Consider the following 22234-nt stretch of genomic DNA (forward strand, 5'->3'; position numbering starts at 1 on the left):
GAACGGGCCGACATGGAGGTATCCCCTCCCCGCGTCGGCCCCATGCTCATCATCGTTGGATTCCTCGTCGTCATCCTCAGCGTGCTCGGTGGTTACGTGGGCGCGCACGGCAAACTCGGCGCGCTGTGGCAGCCGTATGAACTGGTCATCATCGGCGGCGCGGCGCTGGGCGCCTTCCTGGTGGGCACCCCGATCAAAACCGTGAAGCAGACCCTGCAGGCCACGGTGGGTGTGTTCAAGGGCCCGGCCTACAAGCAGCAGGACTACATCGACGTCCTGAGCCTGTTGTACGAACTGCTCAACAAGGCCCGCCGCGAAGGCTTCATGGCACTGGAAGACCACGTCGAGCGCCCGGCCGAAAGCAGCATCTTCGCCAATTACCCCAAGGTGCAGGCCGACCACCATCTGGTCGACTTCATCACCGACTGCCTGCGCCTGATGATCGGCAGCAACATCGAGCCGCACGAACTGGAACCGCTGCTGGAGATGGAGCTGGAGAAGCACCACGCCGAAGCCATGCAGCCCTCGGCGGTGCTCAACAAGGTCTCCGACGGCCTGCCCGGTTTCGGCATCGTGGCCGCGGTGCTGGGCATCGTGATCACCATGGGCTCCATCGGCGGCGCCATTGAAGAAGTCGGCGCGCACGTTGCCGGCGCACTGGTCGGTACCTTCCTCGGCATCCTGCTGGCCTATGGCTTCGTCAGCCCGCTGGCGGCCGCGGTGGAAGCCCGCGCCGAGCAGGACAGCCGCATCTACGAGTCGGTCAAGACCGCCTTGCTGGCCTGCCTGCGGGGCTACAACCCGAAGATCGCGCTGGAATTCGCCCGCAAGACCCTGCCGTCGAACGTGCGCCCGGGCTTCAGCGAATTCGAAGCGCACCTCAAGACGGTCAAGTAAGGCACCGCCATGGCCGAGAGCAAACCCACCGTCATCGTCCGCCGGGTCAAGAAAGGCGGCCATGCCGCCCACCATGGCGGTGCCTGGAAGGTCGCCTACGCCGACTTCGTCACCGCGATGATGGCCTTCTTCCTGGTGCTGTGGCTGATGGCCGCCACCACCAAGCCCGAGCGGGCGGCCATTTCCGAGTACTTCCGCAACCCCAGCCCGCTGGTCGGACAGAGCTCGACCCCGGCCCCGGGCATGGCCGGCCCGGGCGGTGCCAGCACCTCGATGATCAAGCTGGGCGGCGCCACCGATATCTCGCGCGGCAACAGCAACGACCCGTTCCAGAACCAGCAGGCCGCCAAGCCGGTGCCGCAGACCGATCGCGAGCGCGAAAAGCAGCAGCTCGAAGCGCTCAAGCAGGAGCTGGAAGAAGCCATCAGCAAGAGCCAGGCACTGGAGCCGTTCAAGGACCAGCTGCTGCTCGACCTGACCCCGGAAGGCCTGCGCATCCAGATCGTGGACAAGCAGAACCGCCCGATGTTCGACATGGGCAGCGCCACGCTCAAGCCCTATACGCGCGAGATCCTGCGCGAGCTGTCGCAGTTCATCAACCACGTGCCGAACCGGATCAGCATCACCGGCCACACCGATACCACTGCGTACAACGCCGTGCATGGCTACAGCAACTGGGAGCTCAGCGCCGACCGCGCCAACGCCGCCCGCCGCGCCCTGCTCGACGGGGGCATGACCGAAGACAAGGTGACCCGCGTGGTCGGGCTGTCGTCCTCGGTGCTGTTCGACAAGGCGCAGCCGGACAACCCGATCAACCGGCGGATCAGCATCGTGGTGATGACCAAGGCCGCCGAGATCGCCGCGCTGGCGGGGGCAGGCCAGGAAGTGGCGCTGTCGCCCACCGCCGCCGACGCCGATATCCAGGCGGCGCTGGCGCCGGCTGTCGCGCCTTAAGGGGCGCGGCGGCGGGGGCTGCAGGCGGAATTCAGGGAATCCGTGGAGCCGGCCGGCGGCCGGCACTACAATGGGTCTTCCCTTTTGTAGATAGACGGCACTCATGTCCAAGCAGTCCAAGGCCAAGCGCGACAAGCGCAAGAAGCAGCAGCCCAAGCGTCCGATCAACCGCCTCAACGCCCAGCAGCCGGTGCAGAACCATGCCGTGCTGACCAACGAAGAAGGCCAGGTCGTCGCTGCGATCGGCCTGCAGGGCACCGAGTGGCTGCTGGCCATCGGCGGCCAGACCATGGGCAACGCCGACAACCCGGTCCCGATGCTGGCCATGCTCAAGCACCTGTCCAACGTCCAGGAAAAGGAAGGCCGCAAGGTCAACCTGGAGTACTCGACCCAGCTGCAGCAGCTGATCGACGACCTGGCCGCTGACGAAGGCAAGACCGCCGACGAGTACCTGTCGCAGCTGGTCTCCGAGTTCGAAGGCGTGGAAGGCGAAGGCGAAGGTGACGACGAGGCCGAAGACGCCGAGATCGTGACCGATGCTGCCGTCGAAGCCGATGCCGAGGCCGAGCCGGCCCCGGCCGCCAGCGACGACAAGCCGCAGGCCTGAGCCACGGCCACCCGGTGACGGTCTATATCGACGATGCAGTACATCCCTGGCGCGGCGAGCGCTGGGCGCATCTGATGGCCGACACCCTGCCCGAGCTGCACGCCATGGCGGCGCAGCTCGGGATTCCGCGGCGGGCGTTCCAGAACCGCCGCAGCGGCGCGCATTACGACGTGCCCGCCCCGCTGCGCCTGCAGGCGATCGCCCTGGGCGCACAGGCCATCTCACGGCATACGGACCGCGCGCTGGTCAAAGCGGTCATCGCCAACGCGCGTGGGCAGTACCTGCCCTAGGCGCAGGTGCCGACCGTTGGTCGGCACACGCAGACCGCAATCGCGCCCTCAGAACGGATCGCTGCCCGGCCGCACTTCCACGCCCAGCAGCGAGCACAGCGCCAGCATGGCATCGTCATCGCGGTTGAGCGCCATCCACCCGGCCAGGGTGCCATTGCCCGTATCCACGCTCCACAACGCGTAGTTGTGCTCGCGCAGGCGGTCATGGGCGGTGGCCATCAGCATCGGGGCATCCACCTCGGCGGCGAAATCCTCATCGTCCAGGTCGCCGCCCCAGTCGATCTGCAGGTTCCAGCGCGCGGACAGCTCGTTGACCGCCGACATCAGCGCATCGGCATCGCTGCGCTCCACCTCGAACCCGGACTGCCAAGCGATCGCCGCCATCATCGGCGGCAGCCAGTCGGCGTCCTCATCAATGCCTTCGCCGCTCTCCAGCAGCGCCTCGCGCCAGCGGTTGAACTGCTGCAGGGCCAGTTCCTCATCGCCCGGGTTGATCAGCACGAACAGATTCCAGATCCGTGCCTCGAAATCGTCTTCGTCGAAATCGCGTTCCTCTTCTTCGAAGTCGAAATAATCGCTGTTGTCGGGCATGGCCGGTATTCCTGGAGACAGGGGCGCATTCTGCCGTGCAAGGGCGTTGGCAGGAAGCGAAATTCGGCGCGGGGCCCGCTGCGGTTTATCCTGTACGGCAGAAGGCGGCCTTGGTGGTCGTCAGCATCCTGTGACCATGAGCGATACCCCTCCCGATCACCTGGCGATCAATCCGGCCAGCCCCTTCCACGATGCCGCTGCGCTGGAGCGCGGTGTGGGCATCCGTTTCAACGATGTCGAGCGCGACAATGTTGAAGAGTATTCGGTCAGCGAAGGCTGGATCCGCGTGCAGGCCGGCAAGGCCCGCGACCGCCGCGGCAACCCGATGACGATCAAGATCAAGGGCACCGTGGTGGCCTATTTCCTGGATCAGAAGCCGGAGGCCTGATCCCACGTCTGCCGGCGACGCCTGATCCACATCTGCCGGCGGCGCCTGATCCACGTGTGCCGGGGTAGAGCCACCCCATGGGTGGCTGCGCGGACCCACTGGAACCCAGGCGTCCTGGACGAAGGGCAGCCACCCATGGGGTGGCTCTACCCGTGGCACGATGCGGCCTCAATCGCGTTGCCGCGTCTCCAGCAGGTCCAGATTGCGGATCAACCTGCGTGAGATCTCATCGGAAATCTTGCCGCGCCGGGTCAGGCGGAACAGCTCTTCTCGCTCGGCGGTGAGCCCGGCGGTGCGCAGTTGGCGGTAGCCCTGCTCCATCCGCTTGACCTTGTCCGGATCGGCATCCGGCCCCGCTTCCTTCTCCAGATTGCGCTGATACAGCAGGCTCACCCGGGAGGCGGCGTCGTTGTAGAGCTGTACGTTCTCCGTGGTCTGGTTCTGCACCAGCTGCTGGCGCGTGCGCTCCACGCCGGCCAGCGCGGCCTTGGCGGCGAGCTTGCGGGCCAGGTCTTCCTCCTTGCGCTCACCCGAATCGGCCGGCAGTTCCAGGCCCTTGAGCAGGCGCGGCAACGCGATGCTGGCGCCGACGAGCGAGAACAGGATCACCGCCGCGGCCAGGAAGATCACCAGATCACGCGCCGGGAAGGCGCTGCCGTCGGGCAGGAACAGCGGCAGGGTCAACACGCCGGCGAGGGTGATCGCCCCGCGCACCCCCGCCACCGAGGTGGCCACCACGATCCGCCAGGACGTGCCCTGCCGGGCCTCGCCACGATGACGCGCGCGCAGCAGGCTCCAGCGCAGCGACAGCCATACCCAGGCCAGGCGCAGCAGCACCAGCGCCAGATTGATCACCACCACGTAGACCAGCAGCCACCACGCGCTGTGGTGCCCGCTCTCGCTGACCGTCTTGATCGCGCGCTCCACGATGCCCGGCAGCTGCTCGCCAAGCAGCACGAACATGATGCCGTTGAAGCTGAACTGCAGCATGTTCCACACGGCGGTGCGCTGCACGCGCATGCTGCCGGACACGCGGCCGCTCAGTTCCACATAGCTCATCGTGATGCCCGCAGCGACCGCCGAGAGGATGCCCGAGGCGTTGAACTCTTCGGCCAGCAGGTAGGCCGCGAACGGAATCAGCAGGTTGACCAGCAGCGCCGCGCCCGGCTCCTCGCCGAAGCGCCGCCACAGCCAGCGCTGGAAGGTGGAGACGCCCAGCGTCACCGCGACACCGATCGCCAGCCCGGCCACCGCCACCCACAGGAACGTCAGCGAGGCGGTCGCCAGCGAGAACGAGCCGGTCATCACCGCCGCCACCGCAAAGCGGAAGCAGACCAGCCCGGAGGCATCGTTGAGCAGCGACTCGCCTTCCAGGATGTGCATCAGCCGCTTGGGAATCGGTGCACGCGAGGCGATCGAACTGACTGCCACCGGGTCCGTCGGCGAAATGATCGCGGCCAGGGCGAAGGCCACCGCCAGCGGCATCACCGGGATCATCCAGTGGATCAGGAACCCGGCCCCGATCACGGTGAACACCACCAGCCCGAAGGCCAGCTCCAGGATCACGCCTTTATCGCGGAACAGACCCTGCTTGGGGATGCGCCACCCATCCAGGAACAGCAGCGGCGGCAGGAACAGCAGGAAGAACATCTCCGGCTCGAGCGCGTGGCCGCGGTTGAACACCCCGGCAATCACCGCGCCCAGCCCGATCTGCACCAACGGCAGCGGCAGCGACAACGGCAGTACGCGGACCAGGTAGCCGCTGGCGACCACCGCCACCAGCATCGCCAGGACGACTTCAATGGTATGCATGCATTTTCCAGTAAGCAGCGCGGGGGAGGCTGCAGGCAGCCGGCGCCGGAAACAGGAAAAAACGTACCACACGTGCGCCGCCACGCGAACGCGCGGGGCGCGCCAGGCTCAGTTTGCGGACAGCAGCTGCAGGCATGCGCACCCGCTCGCCTGCAGGGCACTCACGCGGCGCGCTGCTGCGCGTCGGCGCCGTCGAAGCGATAGATGTCCATCGCCAGAAAGCCAGCATCGATCCCGGCATCGATACGCTGCGCGCCGAGCGCATCGCCACCGGCTGCGCCCATCGCGACGTGCAGCGGCTGCAGATGCTCATCGCTCGGGTGTGCCTGCGCGGCATGCGGGGCCTGACGGCGGTAGTCCAGCAAGGCGGCGCTGTCATCGGCCTGCAGGCGCTGCTCCACCCACTCGATGAAGGGCCGCACATACGGCGCTTCCTTGCCGTCCTGGTAGCTGCGCCAGTCGTGCAGGTTGTGGGTGATGCTGCCCGAGCCGATCAAGAGCACGCCCTGCTCGCGCAGCGGGGCCAGCGCGCGGCCCAGCGCGAACTGATGGGCCGGCCCAAGCAGCGGCTGGATCGCCAGCGGCACGACCGGGATCTCCGCCTGCGGGTACAGAAAGCGCAGCGGCACCCAGGCACCGTGGTCGAGACCGCGCTGCGGATCGATCCCGGTCGACAGGCCGGCCGCGGTCAGCCGCTGCGCAATCTCCTGCGCCAGCGCGGGGTCACCGGGTGCCGGGTATTGCAGGTCGAACAGCGCCTGCGGAAAACCGCCGAAGTCGTGGATGGTCGGCGGCTGGGCATGCCCGCCGACCACAGGTTGATGGGTCAGCCAGTGCGCCGAGGCCATGACGATCGCGCGCGGACGCGGCAGGCACGCCGCCAGGGCCGCCAGGCGCTCGCCGACCAGACCGGGGTTGAGTGCGGTCATCGGCGAGCCGTGGGAGATGTACAGCGAGGGCAAGCGGGACATCACGGACTCCAGTAGCGCTACGACGGCCCTGAGCTTATTGCGTGCAGCCCTGCCAATAAATACGATGCATCGACGCTGTTTATTTCGGAAAGAGAAACAATGGATACTCTGGACGCCATGCGTGTGTTTGTCGCCGTGGTCGAGCGCAACGGCTTCAGTGCCGCCGCGCAGGCCCTGGACCTGTCCACCGCGGGGGTAACCCGGCAGATCGCGGCACTGGAAAAGCGCCTCTCGACCCGGCTGCTCAACCGTACGACCCGCCGCGTGAGCCCGACCAGCACGGGCGCGGCCTATTACGCCGAGTGCGTGCGGTTGCTGGCCGAGTTCGATGCGCTGGAGGCCGGCATCAACGCGCAGGCCCTGGAGCCTTCGGGGCGGCTGCGCATCAACGCGCCGGTCAGCTATGGCATCGCCCGGCTGGGCCCACTGCTGGCCGGCTATCGCGCGCGGTATCCGCAGGTGGAACTGGACCTGTCGCTGTCCGACCGCCTGGTGGACATGGTCGAAGAAGGCTACGACGTGGCGATCCGCATCACCCGCCAGCCCGGCCCGACACTGATCGCGCGCAAGCTGGCCGACGCGCAGATCAGCCTGTGCGCCGCGCCGGCGTATCTGGATGCGCATGGGCGCCCGCAGCAGCCCGAAGATCTCTCCGCGCACGAATGCCTGCAGTACAGCTACTGGGGCGGCGGGGACGCGTGGCAGCTGCACGGGCCACGCGGGGAAGTATCGGTGCCGATCAGCGGCGGCGTACGCGCCAACAATGGCGACGTGCTGCGCGAGGCCGCGATTGCCGGCATGGGCATCATCGTGCAGCCGGACTTCCTGGTGGCCGAGGCCATCGCCGATGGCCGATTGGAGCGGGTACTGCCCGAGTGGGCGGTGCCGGGCATCGGCATCCATGCGGTGTACACCAGCCGCAGCCATCTGGCGCCGAAGGTGCGCAGCTTCATCGACTACCTGGTGGTGGCGCTGGGCGGATGACGCGTGGCGACGGCCGGGCAGCGCCCGGCACTACGCTTCCACCGACTCCAACTGCGCGATCACCTTGGCCAACGGCATCGGCCGGCCAAGCAGATAACCCTGCACCTGGTCACAGCCGTGCGCGGCCAGCCACTGATGCTGGCCGGGGGTCTCCACGCCTTCGGCGATGATGGTCAGCCCCATGCTGTGACCCAGCGACAGCAGCGCGCGGCAGATCGAGGCGTTGCGCGGATTGGTTTCCACATCCGCCACGAAGCTGCGGTCGATCTTCAGGATGTCCAGCGGCAGATGCTGCAGGTAGGACATGTTCGAATAGCCGGTACCGAAATCGTCCAGCGAGATGCAGATGCCCTGCTCATGCAGGCGCTGCATGGTCTGCTTGGCCTGACCGGGTTTACGCATCAGGCTGCTCTCGGTCAGCTCGACCTGCAGCGCACCGCGGGCCAATCCGAACTCCTGGCTGGCGCGGGTGAACTCGGCCACCAGGTCGCTGTTGAAGAACTGCACCGCCGAGACATTCACCGCGATCGGCAGGTCCCAGCCCGCATCGACCAGCTGGCGCTGTGCCTGCGCCGCGGAGCGGATCACCCAGCGGCCCAGCGCGAGGATCAGACCGGTGTCTTCGCACAGCTGGATGAACTCGCCCGGCGGAATGAAGCTGCCATCGGCCTGCGGCCAGCGCAGCAAGGCCTCCAGCGCCGCCGGGCTGCTGTCGGCCGCATGGCAGATCGGCTGGTAGTACAGCTCGAATTCGGTGTCGATGGCACTGTGGATGCGCCCGGCCAGACGCAGCCGTTCGGCAAGACGCGAACTCACCGTGTTGTCGTACCACGCGATCACGTTGCCCTCGTCGCGCGCGGCGTGGGCGGCCTGCGCGGCCATGCCGATCACCTGCTCGGCCGTGTTGGCATCGCCGTCGAACTTCACGGCCACGCCGATACGGGGCTCGAACTGATGCAGCCAATCCTGCCCGCGGACCGGCTCGGACACCGTCTGCACCAGCGTATCCAGCGCGGTCTGGCGCTGATGGTCATCGCGGATGGCGAAGATGAAATCCTCGGCCGGCTGGAACGCCAGCAGCCCATAGCGCACACCGAGTCCGCCCAAACGCTTGGCCATCGCCTGCAGCACCACATCGCCCACCTCGCGACCGAGCGTATCGGAGACCAGCTGCAGGCCACGGAACTGCACGTAGGCAATGGTGTACGCGCCGCCCTCTTCGTCCAGCTGCTCGGCCAGTGCACGCGTGTTGAGCAGGCCGGTGGCCGGGTTGTGGGTGGCGTGATACGCCAGATCGCGTTCGTAGGCCAGCCGCTCGCTGACGTCCTCGGCCAGCACCAGGCACGCCTGGCGGCCGTCGAAATCCAGCCGCGCCAGATGCGCGCGGACCTCGAAGATCGTGCCGTCCTTACGCTGGTGCAGGCGGACCTGCGCATCCACATCGCCGATCCGCGCCAGTGCGATGGCGCCCCGGATTTCCTCCCAGCCTTCGCGCGGGCGGATGTCCAGGATGCTCATCGACAGGAACTCATCGCGGCTGTAGCCGTACTGACGCACCGCCGCTTCGTTGACCTCCAGGAAGCGCAGCGTGTCCGGATCGAACACCCAGAACGGGGCCGGGTTGCGGTCGAACAGCAGGCGGAACTGTCGCTCGGCCTGCTGCGCACGGGCCAGCGCGTCCACCCGTTCGCTGACGTCGGTCAGTGCCCCCATCATGCGCCGCTCGCGATCAACCACGGCCACCCGCTGGCCACGCGCGGAGACCCAGCGGATCGCACCGCCCGCCAGCACCAGACGGAACATTTCATCCAGCACGCCGTTGCCGGCAAACGCAGCATCGAAGGCCACCTGCATGCGGGCGGTGTCTTCATGGTGGATGCGGGCGAAGAAGTCGGCGACCGGCAGGCTGTCGATCTCCACGTCGAAGATCTCCCGCGCCAGCGGCGACCAGCGCAGCAGGCAGGCATCCTCGTCGACGTACCAGGTGCAGACCTTGCCCACCTGGTGGGCCATGCGCAGCTCGGCGTGGCCGGTGCGCAGTTCCTCGGTCAGGCTGTCCTGATCGCGGGTGGCCCGGCGCAGGCTGACGTACACCGCCCCGAACAGCATCCAGTACAGCAGGTACACCCCGATCGAGGCCTGTACATAGGGCCACCAGGCCGCCAGCACATCGCGGCGCCCCAATCCCGTATAGACCGCGAGCGGGTACTGCGCCAGCGTACTCAGGCTGGAAATCCGCTCGATGCCATCGACCCCGCTGATCTCGGTGCCCAGCGGCGTCAGCGCGTCACGGCGCAGCAGCTCGCGCTTGCTCAGGCCGAAGCGATGCCCCACCACGCCAGTTGGATCGGGACTGCGCGCCAGGACATACCCGTAGCGGTCAGTGATCGAGACCACCCCGCTCTCGCCGGTGTCCATGCCGCTGATGATCGAATGCAGCTCATCGGTGCGCAGGCGCGCCAGCAGCCAGCGGTCCTCGCCCATGCGCAGCGCCAGCGGGAGCACCCAGCGTGAGGCGTCCTGTGCCTGTGGCGGGCCGATGTACAACTGGCTGCTGCTGCCACGATTGTCCTCCACCGCCCACAACGGCAGCTGCAGATCGCCGCTGCCACTGGTCAGCGCGCGCCCGTGCTGGTCGGCCACCACGATGCTGTGCAGCTCGGCATGCCGCTGCAGCACGCCACTGATGGCGTCGTCGAGCAGATCCGGCGCCTGGGACGGTACCCGCCGGAACAGCAGCGCGCCGTCCTCGGCAATGCCCTGCATGGCCCGCTCCAGATTGCGCAGCTCCAGCCGCAGCAGGCGCTGGGCACCGGTCGCCAGCGCCGAGCTCTGCCGCTGCGCAGCCTCCTGCCGACGCTGATAGTCGTTGGTCAACATCGCCACCAGCCCGATCGCCAGCAGCACGCCCAGGGAAACCCCCAGCCACACGATCGTCCGCAACGGCCGTGCCATGGCACGGCTCAACGCGGGCACCGCAACGCTCTCGTACACCGACGGGCTGATTTCATCTGTAGCGCTTCCTGGCTTCCCCAAACCTGAGCGGCCGACACCCGGGATTCTTGACGCTTGGATCTTCACACGGTCGCCAGTGGCCCCCGTGCGAACCCCGGCCGGCCCAGCATGCACCAGCGCGCGCGGCACGGGAAGAGCGCGCGGCTCCCGGCCGCGTTGACAAACCCGAGGGCCGCCACAACCGGCCCCCGATACCGCCGGAGCCGGCATAACCAAGCGCCCGGGACGGGATTAGACTTGGACGTTTCCGTTGCCGAGAAGGTCCATGTCCAAGCTGCGTCGCCCCACCCTGATGCTCGCCATTGCCGCCAGCCTGTCGCTGGCCCTGGCCGCCTGCGACCGCGAGGCCACCGCGCCGGCCGCAGCCGCGCCCGAGACCGCCCCGGCCGAACCGGCCGCACCCAAGCCGCAGCTGGGCAGTTTCGGTTTCGACGCCGCCGGCATGGACCGCAGCGTTGCCGCCGGCGATGACTTCTTCAGCTTCGCCAACGGTACCTGGGTCAAGAACACCGAGATTCCGGCCGACCGCTCCAGCTACGGCAGCTTCAACGTCATTTCCGAAAAGACCCTGGCCGACACCCGCGCGATCCTCGAAGGCGCCGCAGCCGATACCAAGGCCGAGGGCGAGACCAAGCTGATCGGCGACTACTACGCCGCGTTCATGGACGAGACCGGCATCGAATCGCGCGGCGCCGCCCCGGTCAAGCCGGCACTGGACGCCATCGCGGGCATCGGCGACAAGGCCGCGCTGGCCACCGCCCTGGGTGGCACCCTGCGCGCCGATGTCGACCTGCTCAACGCCACCAACTTCTACACCGACCGCCTGTTCGGCGTCTGGGTCTCGGTGGATCTGCTGCAGCCGGACCGCACCGCGCCGTACCTGGTGCAGGGCGGCCTGGGCCTGCCGGACCGCGACTTCTACCTGCAGGGCGGCCGCATGGCCGAGATCCGCAAGCAGTACCAGGCCTACATTGCCCAGGTACTGCAGCTGGCCGGCGTCGCCGATCCGGCGGCCAAGGCCCAGCGCATCCTCGCGCTGGAGACCAAGATCGCCCAGGCCCACGCCACCCAGGAAGACACCAACGACGTCGCCAAGGGCGCCAACGCCTGGAAGCAGGCCGACCTGAGCGCCAAGGCCCCGGGCATGGACTGGAGCGCCTTCCTGGCCTCCGCCGGCCTGGACGCCCAGCAGGACTTCATCGTGTGGCAGCCCAAGGCCGTGGCCGGCATTTCGCGCCTGGTCGCGACCGAGCCGCTGGAGGTCTGGAAGGACTACCTCGCCTTCCATGCGCTGGACCGCGCCGCCCCGTACCTGCCCAAGTCGTTCGCCGATGCGCGCTTCGCTTTCCACGGCACCACGCTCAACGGCACCCCGCAGCAGAGCGAGCGCTGGAAGCGTGCGGTGGATGACAGCAACCATGCCGTCGGCGAAGCCATCGGCAAGCTGTACGTCGAGCGTCATTTCGACCCGGCCACCAAGGCCCGTGCCGACGAGATGGCCAAGAACATCATCGCGGCCTTCGCCAAGCGCATCGATGCACTGGCGTGGATGTCGCCGCAGACCAAGGCGCGTGCCAGGGCCAAGGTCGATGGCCTGACCGTGGGCATGGGCTACCCGGACAAGTGGCGCGACTACACCGGCCTGGAAATCAAGCGCGATGACGCGCTGGGCAATGCCGAGCGTGCGGAGCTGTTCGAGTACCGCCGCAACATCGCCAAGCTGGGCAAGCCGGTGGACCACAGCGAGTGGGCGATGCTGCCGCAGACCATCAATGCGATGAACGTGCCGCTGGAAAACCGTCTGGTGTTCCCGGCTGCGATCCTGCAGCCGCCGTTCTTTGATGGTGCGGCCGATGATGCGGTGAACTACGGTGCGATCGGTGCGGTGATCGGCCATGAGATCAGCCACGGGTTCGACAACGCCGGTGCGCTGTTCGATGAGACGGGCAAGCTGCAGAACTGGTGGACGGCGGAAGATCTGAAGAAGTTCGATGCGGCCGGTGATGCGCTGGCGGCGCAGTTCAGCAGCTACAGTCCGTTCCCGGGGGTGTCGGTGAATGGTCGTTTGACGCTGGGCGAGAACATTGCGGACGTGGCGGGTCTGTCGACGGCTTACGATGCGTATCAGTTGTCGTTGCAGGGCAAGCCGGGGCAGACGCTGGAGGGCTTTACGCCGGATCAGCGGTTCTTCCTGGGCTTTGCGCAGGCGTGGCGGAGCAAGGCGCGTGAGCAGGCGTTGCGTAATTCGCTGTTGACGAATGTGCATGCGCCGGGGCAGTTCCGTGCGTTGACGGTGCGCAATCTGGATGCGTGGTATCCGGCCTTCGAGGTGAAGGAAGGCCAGAAGCTGTATCTGGCGCCGGAGAAGCGGGTCAAGGTGTGGTGAGGCTGTTCATCGCTTTGCTGAGATGAAAGAACGGGCGCTTCGGCGCCCGTTTCTTTTCTGCAGAGCTGGAGAGCTGGAGAGCTGGAGCAGAGCAACGGCTGGGGTTTGCGGCTTCTCTGAACTGGGCGGGCATGGGTGGGGTGTCGGGACCCGCTGCAAGTACGTCCATGTAAGCTCGTATGCCGCCATCCATGGCGGCATACGGTCCCGCCACCCCACCCATGCCCACCCTCTGACAGTGGGCTGGTGCGCACGGGGAAAGCAGGTGCTGCCCCTGCGGCTCCGGCAGTGACGATGTGTTCTTTGCTCTGTTGCTTTGCTCTGAAGTTTTGCCACTCGACTACGCGGCACGGCATTGCCTTACTGCTCTGCACTTCCTCTGAGCAGCTGCGTACTTCGCCGCTAAGCATTCGCGCAGCGATCTGGTACTTGAACGTGCAGCCTGGCGCTGCCACTCAGCGTTGCCGCTTAGTGCTGTTCGCTGGCTTTTGACCTCAGCATGGCCACCAGCCAAGTGTCGGGGGGCGGGCACGTGCAGGCTGGAGGGACCGTATGCCGCCATGGATGGCGGCATACGAGCTTACATGGACGTACTTGCAGCGGGTCCCGGAAGCCTGCACGTGCCCGACCCAACCATCGGACACAGGCACTCGCGATTACCGACCAACGGTCGGTACTTACCGCTTCAGGGCCAGTCAGCAAGCACGCTGGCAGGAAGACCCATCCGCGTGCACGCCCGCGTCGCCAGGCCATCCTGCAGTGCACGCCGGAACAAGGGCGCCATACCCCTCAGTACCACGGCAGACGCCCGCGACTGCGCACGCTGCATCGGCGTGCGCGCCAGCATCGTCGTCGCCCAGTCCGGCAACAGCGCCGCGCCCGCACCGAGGAACAGCTCGCGTGACAACCCCGCCATCGGTACCGGCAAGCGGATGCCGGACAACACCGCCAGTACCTCTTGCGAACGGGCATCGAACACCAGCCCGGATTGCTGTTGTGCAAAGTAAGCGTCGACCTCCGCTTCCGAGGCGGGTACATCGGTGGCGCCGAGTGCTTCGGCAACGCGCTTGTACTCGCGGTAATACTGATCGGCGACCGCCGTGGGCACATCGCGGCAATACCGCCGGCAGCCTTGCAGGAAGCCGTAGGCCTCGGTGACATGCACCCAGGTCAGCAGCGCGGGATCGTCGGCGGAATAGGCACGACCGTCCGCCGTGTGCCCGCGTACCTGTGCGTGGATGCGGGTCACCTTGGCGATCAGTGCCTCGACTTCCGCCGTCGGTGCATAGGTAGTGCCGGCGACAAACGCGGTGGTGCGGCGCAGGCGGCCAACCAGGTCATCGCGGAAGTTGGAGTGGTCGTACACGCCGGCCAGGGCCAGCGGATGCAGGGTCTGCAGCATCAGCGCGCACAGGCCACCGGCAAGCATCCCGGGAAATTCAGCGTGCACGCGCCAGGTGACGCTGTCCGGGCCGAACCAGCCGGGGTCACCCAGCGGGTGGTCGTAGTCGATCCCGCTCTGGCCGCGGGGGAAAGCACCCAGTACCCAGCGGCGGATCGGCGCGGTGGCGGGGCGGGCAAGCGAACGGAACAGGGAGGACATCAGCAGTACCAAAGGCGGTGCGGACCGGCATTTCGCGCGGATGCGTCAATTCTGCGTGATACCGCCGGGGCTGGCGAGGACGCGGAGGCTGGGCGGGTGCACATTGTGCAGATGCAGCATGGGAACACCTGTCCCATGCCTATTTACCCGGCGATTTACGTGCCGCAGTGCGCAAATCCGCTGCGGGTATGCCCATTCAGGCAGAAATGACGCCGGATCTTTGCGCTTTGCCCATTGCCAAGCGCGGTGAAAGTGCTAGAACTGGACGTGCCACAACGTCGTCCAATGCGCTGCCGCACGTTCCAGAAGGAGCTCGTCATGATCGCTTTGTTCAAAGGTTTGGGTCTGCTGTTGCAGGACAACGAGCTGTACAGCAGCCCGTTTGAAAAACAGGTCGCGCATTGGCGTAACAAGAGTGAACAGCAGATCCGCGAGGAAGTCGCGGTGCTCGCCAAGGCCAAGGGCCAGTGGTTGATGGCCTCGATCGTCGGCTGGCAGGCGTCCTCGCTGCTCATCCTCGGCCTGATCAGCAATTACCTGTGGAAGGATGACTTCCATATCACCTTCACCCGCGTGGTGATCGTGTTCGGCTCATGGGTGTCGATCCTGTTCGTGATCTGGTTCATGGCCAACATGTTCGATCACACCGCCGGCTTCGAGCGCTGGATGAAGGCCTTCAACAGCCGCGCCCGGATCACCTCCGATGCAGACACGGTGGAGTGCGTAGCCGAAGCGCTGGACATGGCCCAGCACTACCCGGAAGTGCTGGACTACAAGCAGGCCGTGAGCGCCAAGCGCGAGCTGCGCCACGAGGACATCCGCATCATGCGCGAGATCGGCCGGATGAAGCAGCACACCGAGCTGGTCGGCCAGCTCAACCATGTCGGCGAGCAGCCCAACGGTACCAACCTGCATCTGCAACCCGCGTTCTGACCCTATCGAAATGAGGGGGGAGCCACGATGCCACCGTGATCACTCACGGTGGCATTGTTCTTTCTGGACCGCGCTGACGCAGTGCTGGAACCCAGCCGGCAGCCCGGCCATCTGCTCGGTCTTGCCCACCGCCACTGCCAACCGGTGCAGCGGCGGATAGGAGCAGTCGGTGTCCTTTGTGCAGCGCGCATCCAGCACCAGGTAATGGCAGTGGCCGCTGCTGCTCGCGATGCAGTCGAAATTGGCCACGCCGTTGTCGACCGTGGTTTTGCTGTACAGCGTATCCACGCCGTTGGCGCGGATGCGGGTGACGGAGGTGTTGCTCGATTGCTGGCAGGCAGCCAGCATCAACACGCAGAGACTGGCGACAACGGCGATACGCATGGCAGGCTCCAGACGAAAGAGAAGGCGCGTTACATCCCGCGGAACAGACTCATGAAGGGCTGACTGACGTTGAGCACTTCGGCGCGATGCTTCAATCGCAGCTGGCCGCGGCCGGTGTCATCGCGGGTGACCGCGGCGACCGCCTTCATGTTCACGATGGTGGAGCGGTGGATCTGGCGGAACCGTTGTGGATCGAGTGCGTCGAGCAGCTCGCGCAGCGAGGTGCGCAGCAGGCTTTCGCCCTGTTCGGTGACCACCGTGGTGTATTTGCTGTCGGCACGGAAGTAGATCACGTCTTCGAGCATGATCAGCTGCGTGTCGCGTCCGTTGCTGGCGGTGATCCAGGCCAGTGGCGGCGCGCTCGATGCGGCGGCCGGCTGATTGCCGAGGCGCTGCAGCAGCTGCTCGAGCATCCCGCTGTCCGGTCGGCCCAGCTGCATGCGGGCCAGGATCCGCTCGCGCGTGGCCAGCAGGCGATCATCGCTGACCGGCTTGAGCAGGTAGTCGATCGCGCCCTGTTCGAAGGCATCGATGGCGTACTGGTCGTAGGCGGTGACGAACACCACCTGGGTGCGCGGGCTGATCTCGGGCAGCGCGCGGGCCACCTCGATGCCGGTGATGCCCGGCATGCGGATGTCGAGCAGGGCCAGGTCCGGCTTCAGCTCGGCCAGGCGCTCCAGCGCACTGGCGCCATCCTCGCATTCGGCCACCAGCCGCAGCTCCGGCCACAACCGCTGCAGCTGGGTCACCAGCGACTGGCGGAGCAGGTCTTCGTCTTCGGCAATGAGGGCATCAAGCTGCATGGATCGCCTCGCGGGCGTCGCGCGGCAGGGTGATGGTCGCTGCCACGCCGCTGGGGAAATTGGACACGATGGCCACGCCGGCGCGCTCACCGCAGGTCAGGCGCAGCCGCTCGCGCAGGTTCTTCAAGCCGATGCCGGTGCCACTGGTACCCTGACCGAAGCCGAGGCCATCATCGGCCACGGTGAGGGTGACATGATCGTCGAAGGCGCGCGCGATGATCCATACCGTGCCACCGCCCGGCTTGGGTTCCAGCCCGTGCTTGATCGCATTCTCGACCAGGGTCTGCAGGGCCATCGAGGGCAGCGGCACGCTGGTCAGTGCCGGCGGCACATCCACCTGCAGGGCCAGGCGCGCGCCCATGCGGATCTTGAGAATTTCCAGGTACGCCTGGGTGCGTTCCAGCTCCACCCCCAGGGTGGACATCGATTCGTCCACGCTGGGCAGCGAGCTGCGCAGGTACTGGATCAGGTGCCCCAGCATCTGGTCCGCGCGCGGCGGATCGGTGCGGGTCAGCACCTGCGCGTTGGCCAGCGTGTTGTAGAGGAAGTGCGGCTCGACCTGGGCATGCAGCAGGTTGAGCTTGGCCACCGACAGTTCCTTCTCGGTCGCGGTCTGCTCGGCGGCGGCCTGCTCATCGCGGCGCTGCTCGGCCACGCGGCGGGTGATCGCGCGGCCGACCGCTTCGGCGTTCTCATGGTTGCTGCCTTCGTCGACGGCCAGCAGATCGGCCCATACGCCGGCATCGGGCTCGAACAGCAGCGTTACACTGCAGGTGCCCTGCCCCGGCGTGACCGTGGCGAGCACGCTGTTGCGCTTGATCGCCAGCCGCGCAGGCAGGTTCCAGCGGGACGGTGGGCGGCCGTTGTAGGGATCCACGCGGCGCACGTAGGCCCGCACCTGCAGGCTGCCGGGTGCGCTTTCGATGTCTTCCACCCGCGGCAGCTCGGCGATGGCGGCTTCGACCAAGGCGAAGGCGGGGCCGGCATCCATCGGCACCTCGATCTGCCGACGCTGGCGGCTGGACAGGGTGGCCGCGTCCAGCCGCCCGGCGGCGTGTTGGACCCGGCGGATATGGGCAATGCAGCTGCCCAGGGCGGTCACCATCACGAACAGGGCCAGCAAGCCGAACACCCAGCCCGGACCTTCGTCCATGCCGTGGAAGAAGCCACTCCAGACGAACCCCGCCACCACGATGGCGGCGGCCCAGGCCAACAGAATGCGGAAGATCAGGGAGAGGCTGGCGAACACGGCGGCGTCATCACATAGGGAGTGAGGCGAGCATAGCCCTGCCGCCAGCGGGAACAAGCGGCATGCGACGAAGGCGGGGAATGGTGGGACGAAGCGGTGTAGAGCCACCCCATGGGTGGCTGGTTTTCGTTCCGGGACCGCGAAGCCACGCATGGCGTGGCTCTACAGCGGGTTCGGGACCGCGAAGCCACGCGTGGCGTGGCTCTACAGCGGGGTCCGGCCGGCGTGCCGGCCGGACGCGGTCTTATTTCCGCTCGGCGGCGCTGGCATCGCGCGGGGCGCGGAACTGGGAGTCGTCGCTCCAGTTCGGCCAGGCACGCGAGTTGGCCAGCTGGTTGCCCAGCGTGTACAGCACTTCCAGATCGCGCGAGGCACCGGCGAAGGTCCAGTCCGGCTGCCACTCGTCGCCCTGCTGGTGATAACGCTTGGCGGTGTAGTCATCGGAGGCCGCCTTGCCGGCCGCGACGCCACCCTCCACCCAGTCCTGGCCCGCCGAGTACGACACCGCCGGCACGCCGCGCTTGGCGAACGGGAAGTGATCGGAGCGGAAGAACAGGCCGGCTTCCGGCTTGGGATCCGGGGTGTAGCGGATGTCCCAGCCCTTGGCGACGTCCTTGAGCTGGTCCAGCAGTTCCAGCTTGGCCGAGCCGTAGATGCCGAAGTCACGCGACGGGCTGAAGGGCGCCATGCCGTCCATGTTGATCAGCGCCACGGTCTTGCCCAGCGGGTACAGCGGGTGGCTGGCGTAGTACTCCGAGCCCAGCAGCCCCTTTTCCTCGGCGGTCACCGCCAGGAACAGCACCGAACGTTCCGGACGCTTGGCCTTGGCGAAACCGCGGGCCAGCTCGACCAGCGAGGCGGTGCCACTGGCGTTGTCCAGCGCGCCGTTGAAGATGGTGTCACCGTTCGCGTCCGGCTTGCCGACGCCGATGTGATCCCAGTGCGCGCTGTAGATCACGGTCTCGTCCGGATGCTTGCTGCCTTCCAGGCGCGCGGCCACGTTGTGCGAGGTGATCACCTCGGTCTTGACCGCGTACTTGGCCGAGAAGGTCTCGCCCTTCAGCTCGACCGGCGTGAAGTCACGGGTCTGCGCCTGCTTCTTGAGCGCCTCGAAATCCAGGCCCGAGCGCTCGAACAGTTCCACCGCCAGATCGCGCTGGATCCAGCCTTCCAGCAGCGGATGCGCTTCGGCCGGATTGTCGCGGACCACGTCGAACATGGTGTTGGTGTTGGAACCCGCTACGGTGGCCCAGCCATACGAGGCCGGTGCGGTCTCGTGCACGATCAGCACACCGAGGGCGCCCTGGCGCGCGCCTTCTTCGTACTTGTAGGTCCAACGGCCGTAGTAGGTCATGCCCTTGCCGTCGAAATCGCCCTGGCCGGTCTCGAAGTCCGGATCGTTGATCAGCACGACCGCGATCTTGCCCTTCAGGTCCACGCCCTTGAAATCGTCCCAGTTGCGCTCACCGGCCTTGACGCCGTAGCCAAGGAAGACCAGCGGCGCGTTCTTGATATCTACTTCGCTGGCACCGTTCATGGCGGCGCGCACGGCGATTTCCTTGCCCTGGCTCAGCGTCTGCGGCGTGCCCTTGCTGCTCAGCGACAGGCTCGGGCTGCCGACGATATCGCCTTTGAGCAGCGGGACGGCCTGGGTCCACAGGCGCTTGCCGTCCTTGAGGTCGCCGCCCGGCTGCAGGCCGGCCGCTGCGAACTGCTTGCTCAGGAAGGCAACGGTTTTTTCTTCACCGGCCGTGGCCGGCGAGCGGCCTTCATAGGCATCGGAGGCCAGTTCCTTGACATCGGCGGAGATCCGCGCGCCATCGAATTTGGGCGTTGCCGCCATCAGGGCGCCGGACACCGACAGGGCCAGCACGCTCAGGACTACTCGCTTCATCGCTCTCTCCACACGGGACCAAACCAAGTTCCCGAGTGTAGGCGATGCCGCCCCTGGAGAGGCGCCGGGCGAGGCCCGGCGCCGTCCATCACCAGTTCGGATCTTCTGCCGGCGCCGCCGGCTTGGCGGCTGCGGCCGGCCTGGCCGCACGGGCCGGTGCCTTGCTGTCGCCCGATGCTGCTGCGGCGGGGGCCGCCGGCTTGGCCGCACCGGCCTGCCTGCGCAGTTCAATGGCGCCCGGACGGAAACCTGCCCCCGCCAGATCCGCGCCTGCTTCGATGGTGCCGTAGGAGGTCTGCGCAGCCACGCGATCGATGCGGATCGTGCAGCACGGGGTCTCATTGCGCCCCAGCGAGCGACCGGTCTGCGGGTCCTTCAGGGCCTCGCCGAGCATCACCGCCTGCCAGCGCTGACCCACCTGCAGCGATTCGCCGCCCTGGCTCAGCACCACTTGGTCGCCACGCATCGACACCACCGACACCGGGAAGATCTCGGTGATGATCGCGGTCCCGATCTGGCCGGACAGCGAATCCATCATGGTGGCCGCCATGCCCTTGCCGTCCACCACGCGCGGCAGCGTGCTCGGGCCGGTCGACGCCAGCTGGTGATCGAAGCTGTCGGACATCACTACTTCACCGGTGGCCGCGTTGATCAACCGCAGGGTGATGCGGCCGCCGCCGGAGTACGAACTCACCTGGCGGTCGGACATGCGCAGCTGACGCACGCTGCGCGGGTACTCGAAACGCTCGATGCTCGGGATCAGGATCAGATCTGTCGCCAACTGCTGGCCAAGGCGTGTGGTGTCCTGCAGGCGCACGTTGCCGCTATTGATGTGATCGATCTCGGCCTGCATCTCGTCACCGAACTCGCGGTCCAGCACGATGAAGCGTTTGGTCTGGGTCAGCGTGTCGGACAAGCGCGCGCGGATCGCACGGGCCACTTCCTCGCTGCTTACCCGGCCATCGCCGACGGCATAGGTACCCGAACGCACGTGCGGCAGCGCGACGACGATCTTGGGTCGGCCCTGCTCGTCCGGCGCGCGGTACTTGGCGATATCGGCGCGGATACGCACCTTCCAATAGCTGCGCAGGCGGCGGTGACTGACGTCGGATTCATACGAACTCGCCCCCCGCTTGGCATCGACCTTCGCGTTTTCCTTGTAGCTTTCCTTGACGCTGGCCGATGCCGAACCGCCCTGCCCGCTCGCTTCGGCCTGGGCCTGTGCCGAGCCACTGGCCGACGCTGACGCGGAATATGAGAACCCGGCATCGCTGGCACGCACCCGCTCGATCACTTCCTCGTCGAGCTGGCTGATTTCTTCCTGCGAAAGAATCTCGTAGCCGAGTACGGCGCCCTGCGAGGCGGCGATCGCCTGCTGGGCGAAGGCGGTGGCGTCGATGCTGCCGACGTGGTGACCGTCGACATCGACATCCAGACCGGCGCGCAGCGTCTGCATCTGGCTGGCGACGCGGACGCCGTTGACCTGCGCCACGGCCGACTGCAGGGCCGCCAGGACAGCAAGTTCCGGCGTGCTGCCGATACCGTCGGCTTCACGCGCGACCTGGGTGGTGCCACCGAAATCGGGGGAACCGCGCAAGGGCTCGGCATCGGCCGGTGCGGTCGCGGCCATTTTCGATTCGGACTTGCTGGCGGGCTCGTCCACCGGCGCCTCCCGCTTGCCGCAGGCGGCAAGCAGGGTGGCGGCGATGGCCAAGCTCAGCAGGCGTGTGGAGATCTGCATGCGTGGCCGTCCCGGATCAGTTCAGGCCGTCGAGCATCGAATCGGCGTTGCCCGGCACCTTGATCTTGCTGGCGCGGGCGAAGGTCATCGCCGACTTGGAGGTGTCGTACAGGCCCTTCAGGTAGCCCGGCGATTCCTTGGCGACCCACGCACCGGCGACCAGCTTGCGGCCGACAGTGGCCAGCTGCGCGGGACCCAGGTTCTTCATGCCGCTGGCGAAGTTGTTGGCTTCGCCGCTCAGCTTCTGGCCTTCGGCAGCGGAGGCGAGCAGCGAGACCAGGCCGTCGGTGTAGTACTGCTTGGATTCGGCGCTGAGTTCGGGCTGTGCGGCAACGCGCTCATCGATGGCAGCCTGGGCGGCTTCGCTGACCGAGACCGACTTCTTCATCTTGCTCACGTCCACTGCGCCGGAGGACAGCGCCTGGCGCTCGGCTTCCAGCAGCTGCACCTGTTCGGCCAGGCCAAAGGCCTTGGCGAAGGAGGTCTGGGCAGCCAGCGAATGCGACTGCGAGGCGACGAAACGACGGACCAGGGCGTCCTGCGCGGCTTCATCCGGGGCGCCGGCGGCGCTGGCTTCGGTAGCGGTCGCGCCGCCGACGAGGCCCTTCAGCTTGCCCAGCTGGGCGTGCGCCGGGGCGGCGAAGGAAGCGGCGATGGCCAGTGCGATGACGGTGGTACGGATCATGGGAATAGTCCTGAGGAGGGGAAGAGTGTCTGTGTGGCGGCGCACCG

General features: G+C 67.0%; 19 protein-coding genes. 8 read left to right on the forward strand and 11 right to left on the reverse strand.

Features of this window, described 5'->3' with window-relative positions:
- The first annotated feature begins 42 nt into the window (after positions 1–42).
- From motA to K4043_RS14570, 4 genes are all read left to right on the forward strand, one after another.
- Complete coding sequence (motA, locus tag K4043_RS14555; RefSeq protein WP_123731295.1) at positions 43–897, forward strand: flagellar motor stator protein MotA; 855 nt, start codon at positions 43–45, stop codon at positions 895–897.
- Positions 898–906: 9 nt separating this feature from the next.
- On the forward strand, positions 907–1851 hold the full coding sequence (gene motB / locus K4043_RS14560; RefSeq protein ID WP_265309731.1) for a flagellar motor protein MotB: 945 nt from the start codon (positions 907–909) through the stop codon (positions 1849–1851).
- A 103-nt stretch (positions 1852–1954) separates the two neighbouring features.
- Positions 1955–2458 carry a hypothetical protein gene (locus K4043_RS14565; protein WP_265309732.1) on the forward strand — a complete coding sequence of 168 codons (504 nt, stop codon included), beginning with the start codon at positions 1955–1957 and terminating at the stop codon, positions 2456–2458.
- Between the two features lie 14 nt (positions 2459–2472).
- The gene (locus K4043_RS14570) at positions 2473–2748 is read left to right on the forward strand and encodes a DUF4031 domain-containing protein (protein WP_259261711.1); all 276 of its coding nucleotides are present in this window, start codon (positions 2473–2475) and stop codon (positions 2746–2748) included.
- A 48-nt stretch (positions 2749–2796) separates the two neighbouring features.
- Here K4043_RS14570 and K4043_RS14575 read toward each other — a convergent pair whose 3' ends face one another.
- On the reverse strand, positions 2797–3339 hold the full coding sequence (locus tag K4043_RS14575) for a hypothetical protein (RefSeq protein ID WP_265309733.1): 543 nt from the start codon (positions 3337–3339) through the stop codon (positions 2797–2799).
- A 136-nt stretch (positions 3340–3475) separates the two neighbouring features.
- Here K4043_RS14575 and K4043_RS14580 point away from each other — a divergent pair, with 136 nt between their 5' ends.
- A complete protein-coding gene (locus tag K4043_RS14580; RefSeq protein WP_123731300.1) occupies positions 3476–3727 on the forward strand; it encodes a DUF3297 family protein in 252 nt (83 codons plus the stop codon).
- Positions 3728–3895: 168 nt separating this feature from the next.
- Here K4043_RS14580 and K4043_RS14585 read toward each other — a convergent pair whose 3' ends face one another.
- Positions 3896–5539: a Na+/H+ antiporter gene (locus K4043_RS14585; protein WP_123731301.1), complete on the reverse strand. Its 1644-nt coding sequence runs from the start codon at positions 5537–5539 to the stop codon at positions 3896–3898.
- Between the two features lie 161 nt (positions 5540–5700).
- Positions 5701–6510 (reverse strand): class III extradiol ring-cleavage dioxygenase, encoded by an 810-nt coding sequence (locus K4043_RS14590; protein ID WP_265309734.1) that lies wholly within the window; start codon positions 6508–6510, stop codon positions 5701–5703.
- Positions 6511–6609: 99 nt separating this feature from the next.
- Here K4043_RS14590 and K4043_RS14595 point away from each other — a divergent pair, with 99 nt between their 5' ends.
- Positions 6610–7494, forward strand: a complete 885-nt coding sequence (locus K4043_RS14595) for a LysR family transcriptional regulator (protein WP_123731303.1) — start codon at positions 6610–6612, stop codon at positions 7492–7494.
- A 30-nt stretch (positions 7495–7524) separates the two neighbouring features.
- On the opposite strand, the gene K4043_RS14600 is transcribed toward K4043_RS14595, so the two are convergent.
- On the reverse strand, positions 7525–10449 hold the full coding sequence (locus tag K4043_RS14600; RefSeq protein ID WP_265309735.1) for an EAL domain-containing protein: 2925 nt from the start codon (positions 10447–10449) through the stop codon (positions 7525–7527).
- A 325-nt stretch (positions 10450–10774) separates the two neighbouring features.
- On the opposite strand from K4043_RS14600, the gene K4043_RS14605 reads away from it, so the two are divergent.
- Entirely contained in the window at positions 10775–12895 is a 2121-nt protein-coding gene (locus K4043_RS14605) for a M13 family metallopeptidase (protein WP_265309736.1), read from the forward strand.
- A 685-nt stretch (positions 12896–13580) separates the two neighbouring features.
- Here K4043_RS14605 and K4043_RS14610 read toward each other — a convergent pair.
- Positions 13581–14498, reverse strand: coding sequence for an oxygenase MpaB family protein (locus K4043_RS14610; RefSeq protein WP_265309737.1), 918 nt, complete (start codon positions 14496–14498; stop codon positions 13581–13583).
- 318 nt (positions 14499–14816) lie between these two features.
- On the opposite strand from K4043_RS14610, the gene K4043_RS14615 reads away from it, so the two are divergent.
- Positions 14817–15431: a hypothetical protein gene (locus K4043_RS14615; RefSeq protein WP_026070179.1), complete on the forward strand. Its 615-nt coding sequence runs from the start codon at positions 14817–14819 to the stop codon at positions 15429–15431.
- Positions 15432–15470: 39 nt separating this feature from the next.
- On the opposite strand, the gene K4043_RS14620 is transcribed toward K4043_RS14615, so the two are convergent.
- The 6 genes from K4043_RS14620 to K4043_RS14645 all read right to left on the reverse strand — a co-directional run bounded on the left by K4043_RS14620 (position 15471) and on the right by K4043_RS14645 (position 22187).
- Entirely contained in the window at positions 15471–15815 is a 345-nt protein-coding gene (locus K4043_RS14620) for a hypothetical protein (RefSeq protein ID WP_123731305.1), read from the reverse strand.
- Between the two features lie 29 nt (positions 15816–15844).
- A complete protein-coding gene (locus K4043_RS14625) occupies positions 15845–16618 on the reverse strand; it encodes a LytTR family DNA-binding domain-containing protein (RefSeq protein ID WP_123731306.1) in 774 nt (257 codons plus the stop codon).
- Positions 16608–17867, reverse strand: a complete 1260-nt coding sequence (locus tag K4043_RS14630) for a histidine kinase (protein ID WP_265309738.1) — start codon at positions 17865–17867, stop codon at positions 16608–16610. Before K4043_RS14630 ends, K4043_RS14625 begins: the two co-directional genes overlap by 11 nt.
- A gap of 244 nt (positions 17868–18111) precedes the next feature.
- The gene (locus tag K4043_RS14635; RefSeq protein ID WP_265309739.1) at positions 18112–19761 is read right to left on the reverse strand and encodes a M28 family metallopeptidase; all 1650 of its coding nucleotides are present in this window, start codon (positions 19759–19761) and stop codon (positions 18112–18114) included.
- A gap of 88 nt (positions 19762–19849) precedes the next feature.
- On the reverse strand, positions 19850–21502 hold the full coding sequence (locus K4043_RS14640; RefSeq protein ID WP_265309740.1) for a CsgG/HfaB family protein: 1653 nt from the start codon (positions 21500–21502) through the stop codon (positions 19850–19852).
- Between the two features lie 16 nt (positions 21503–21518).
- A complete protein-coding gene (locus K4043_RS14645; protein WP_265309741.1) occupies positions 21519–22187 on the reverse strand; it encodes a hypothetical protein in 669 nt (222 codons plus the stop codon).
- Positions 22188–22234: the final 47 nt, after the last annotated feature.

The organism is Stenotrophomonas sp. SRS1, assembly GCF_026130205.1.
GTDB classification, from domain to species: Bacteria; Pseudomonadota; Gammaproteobacteria; order Xanthomonadales; family Xanthomonadaceae; genus Stenotrophomonas; species Stenotrophomonas rhizophila_B.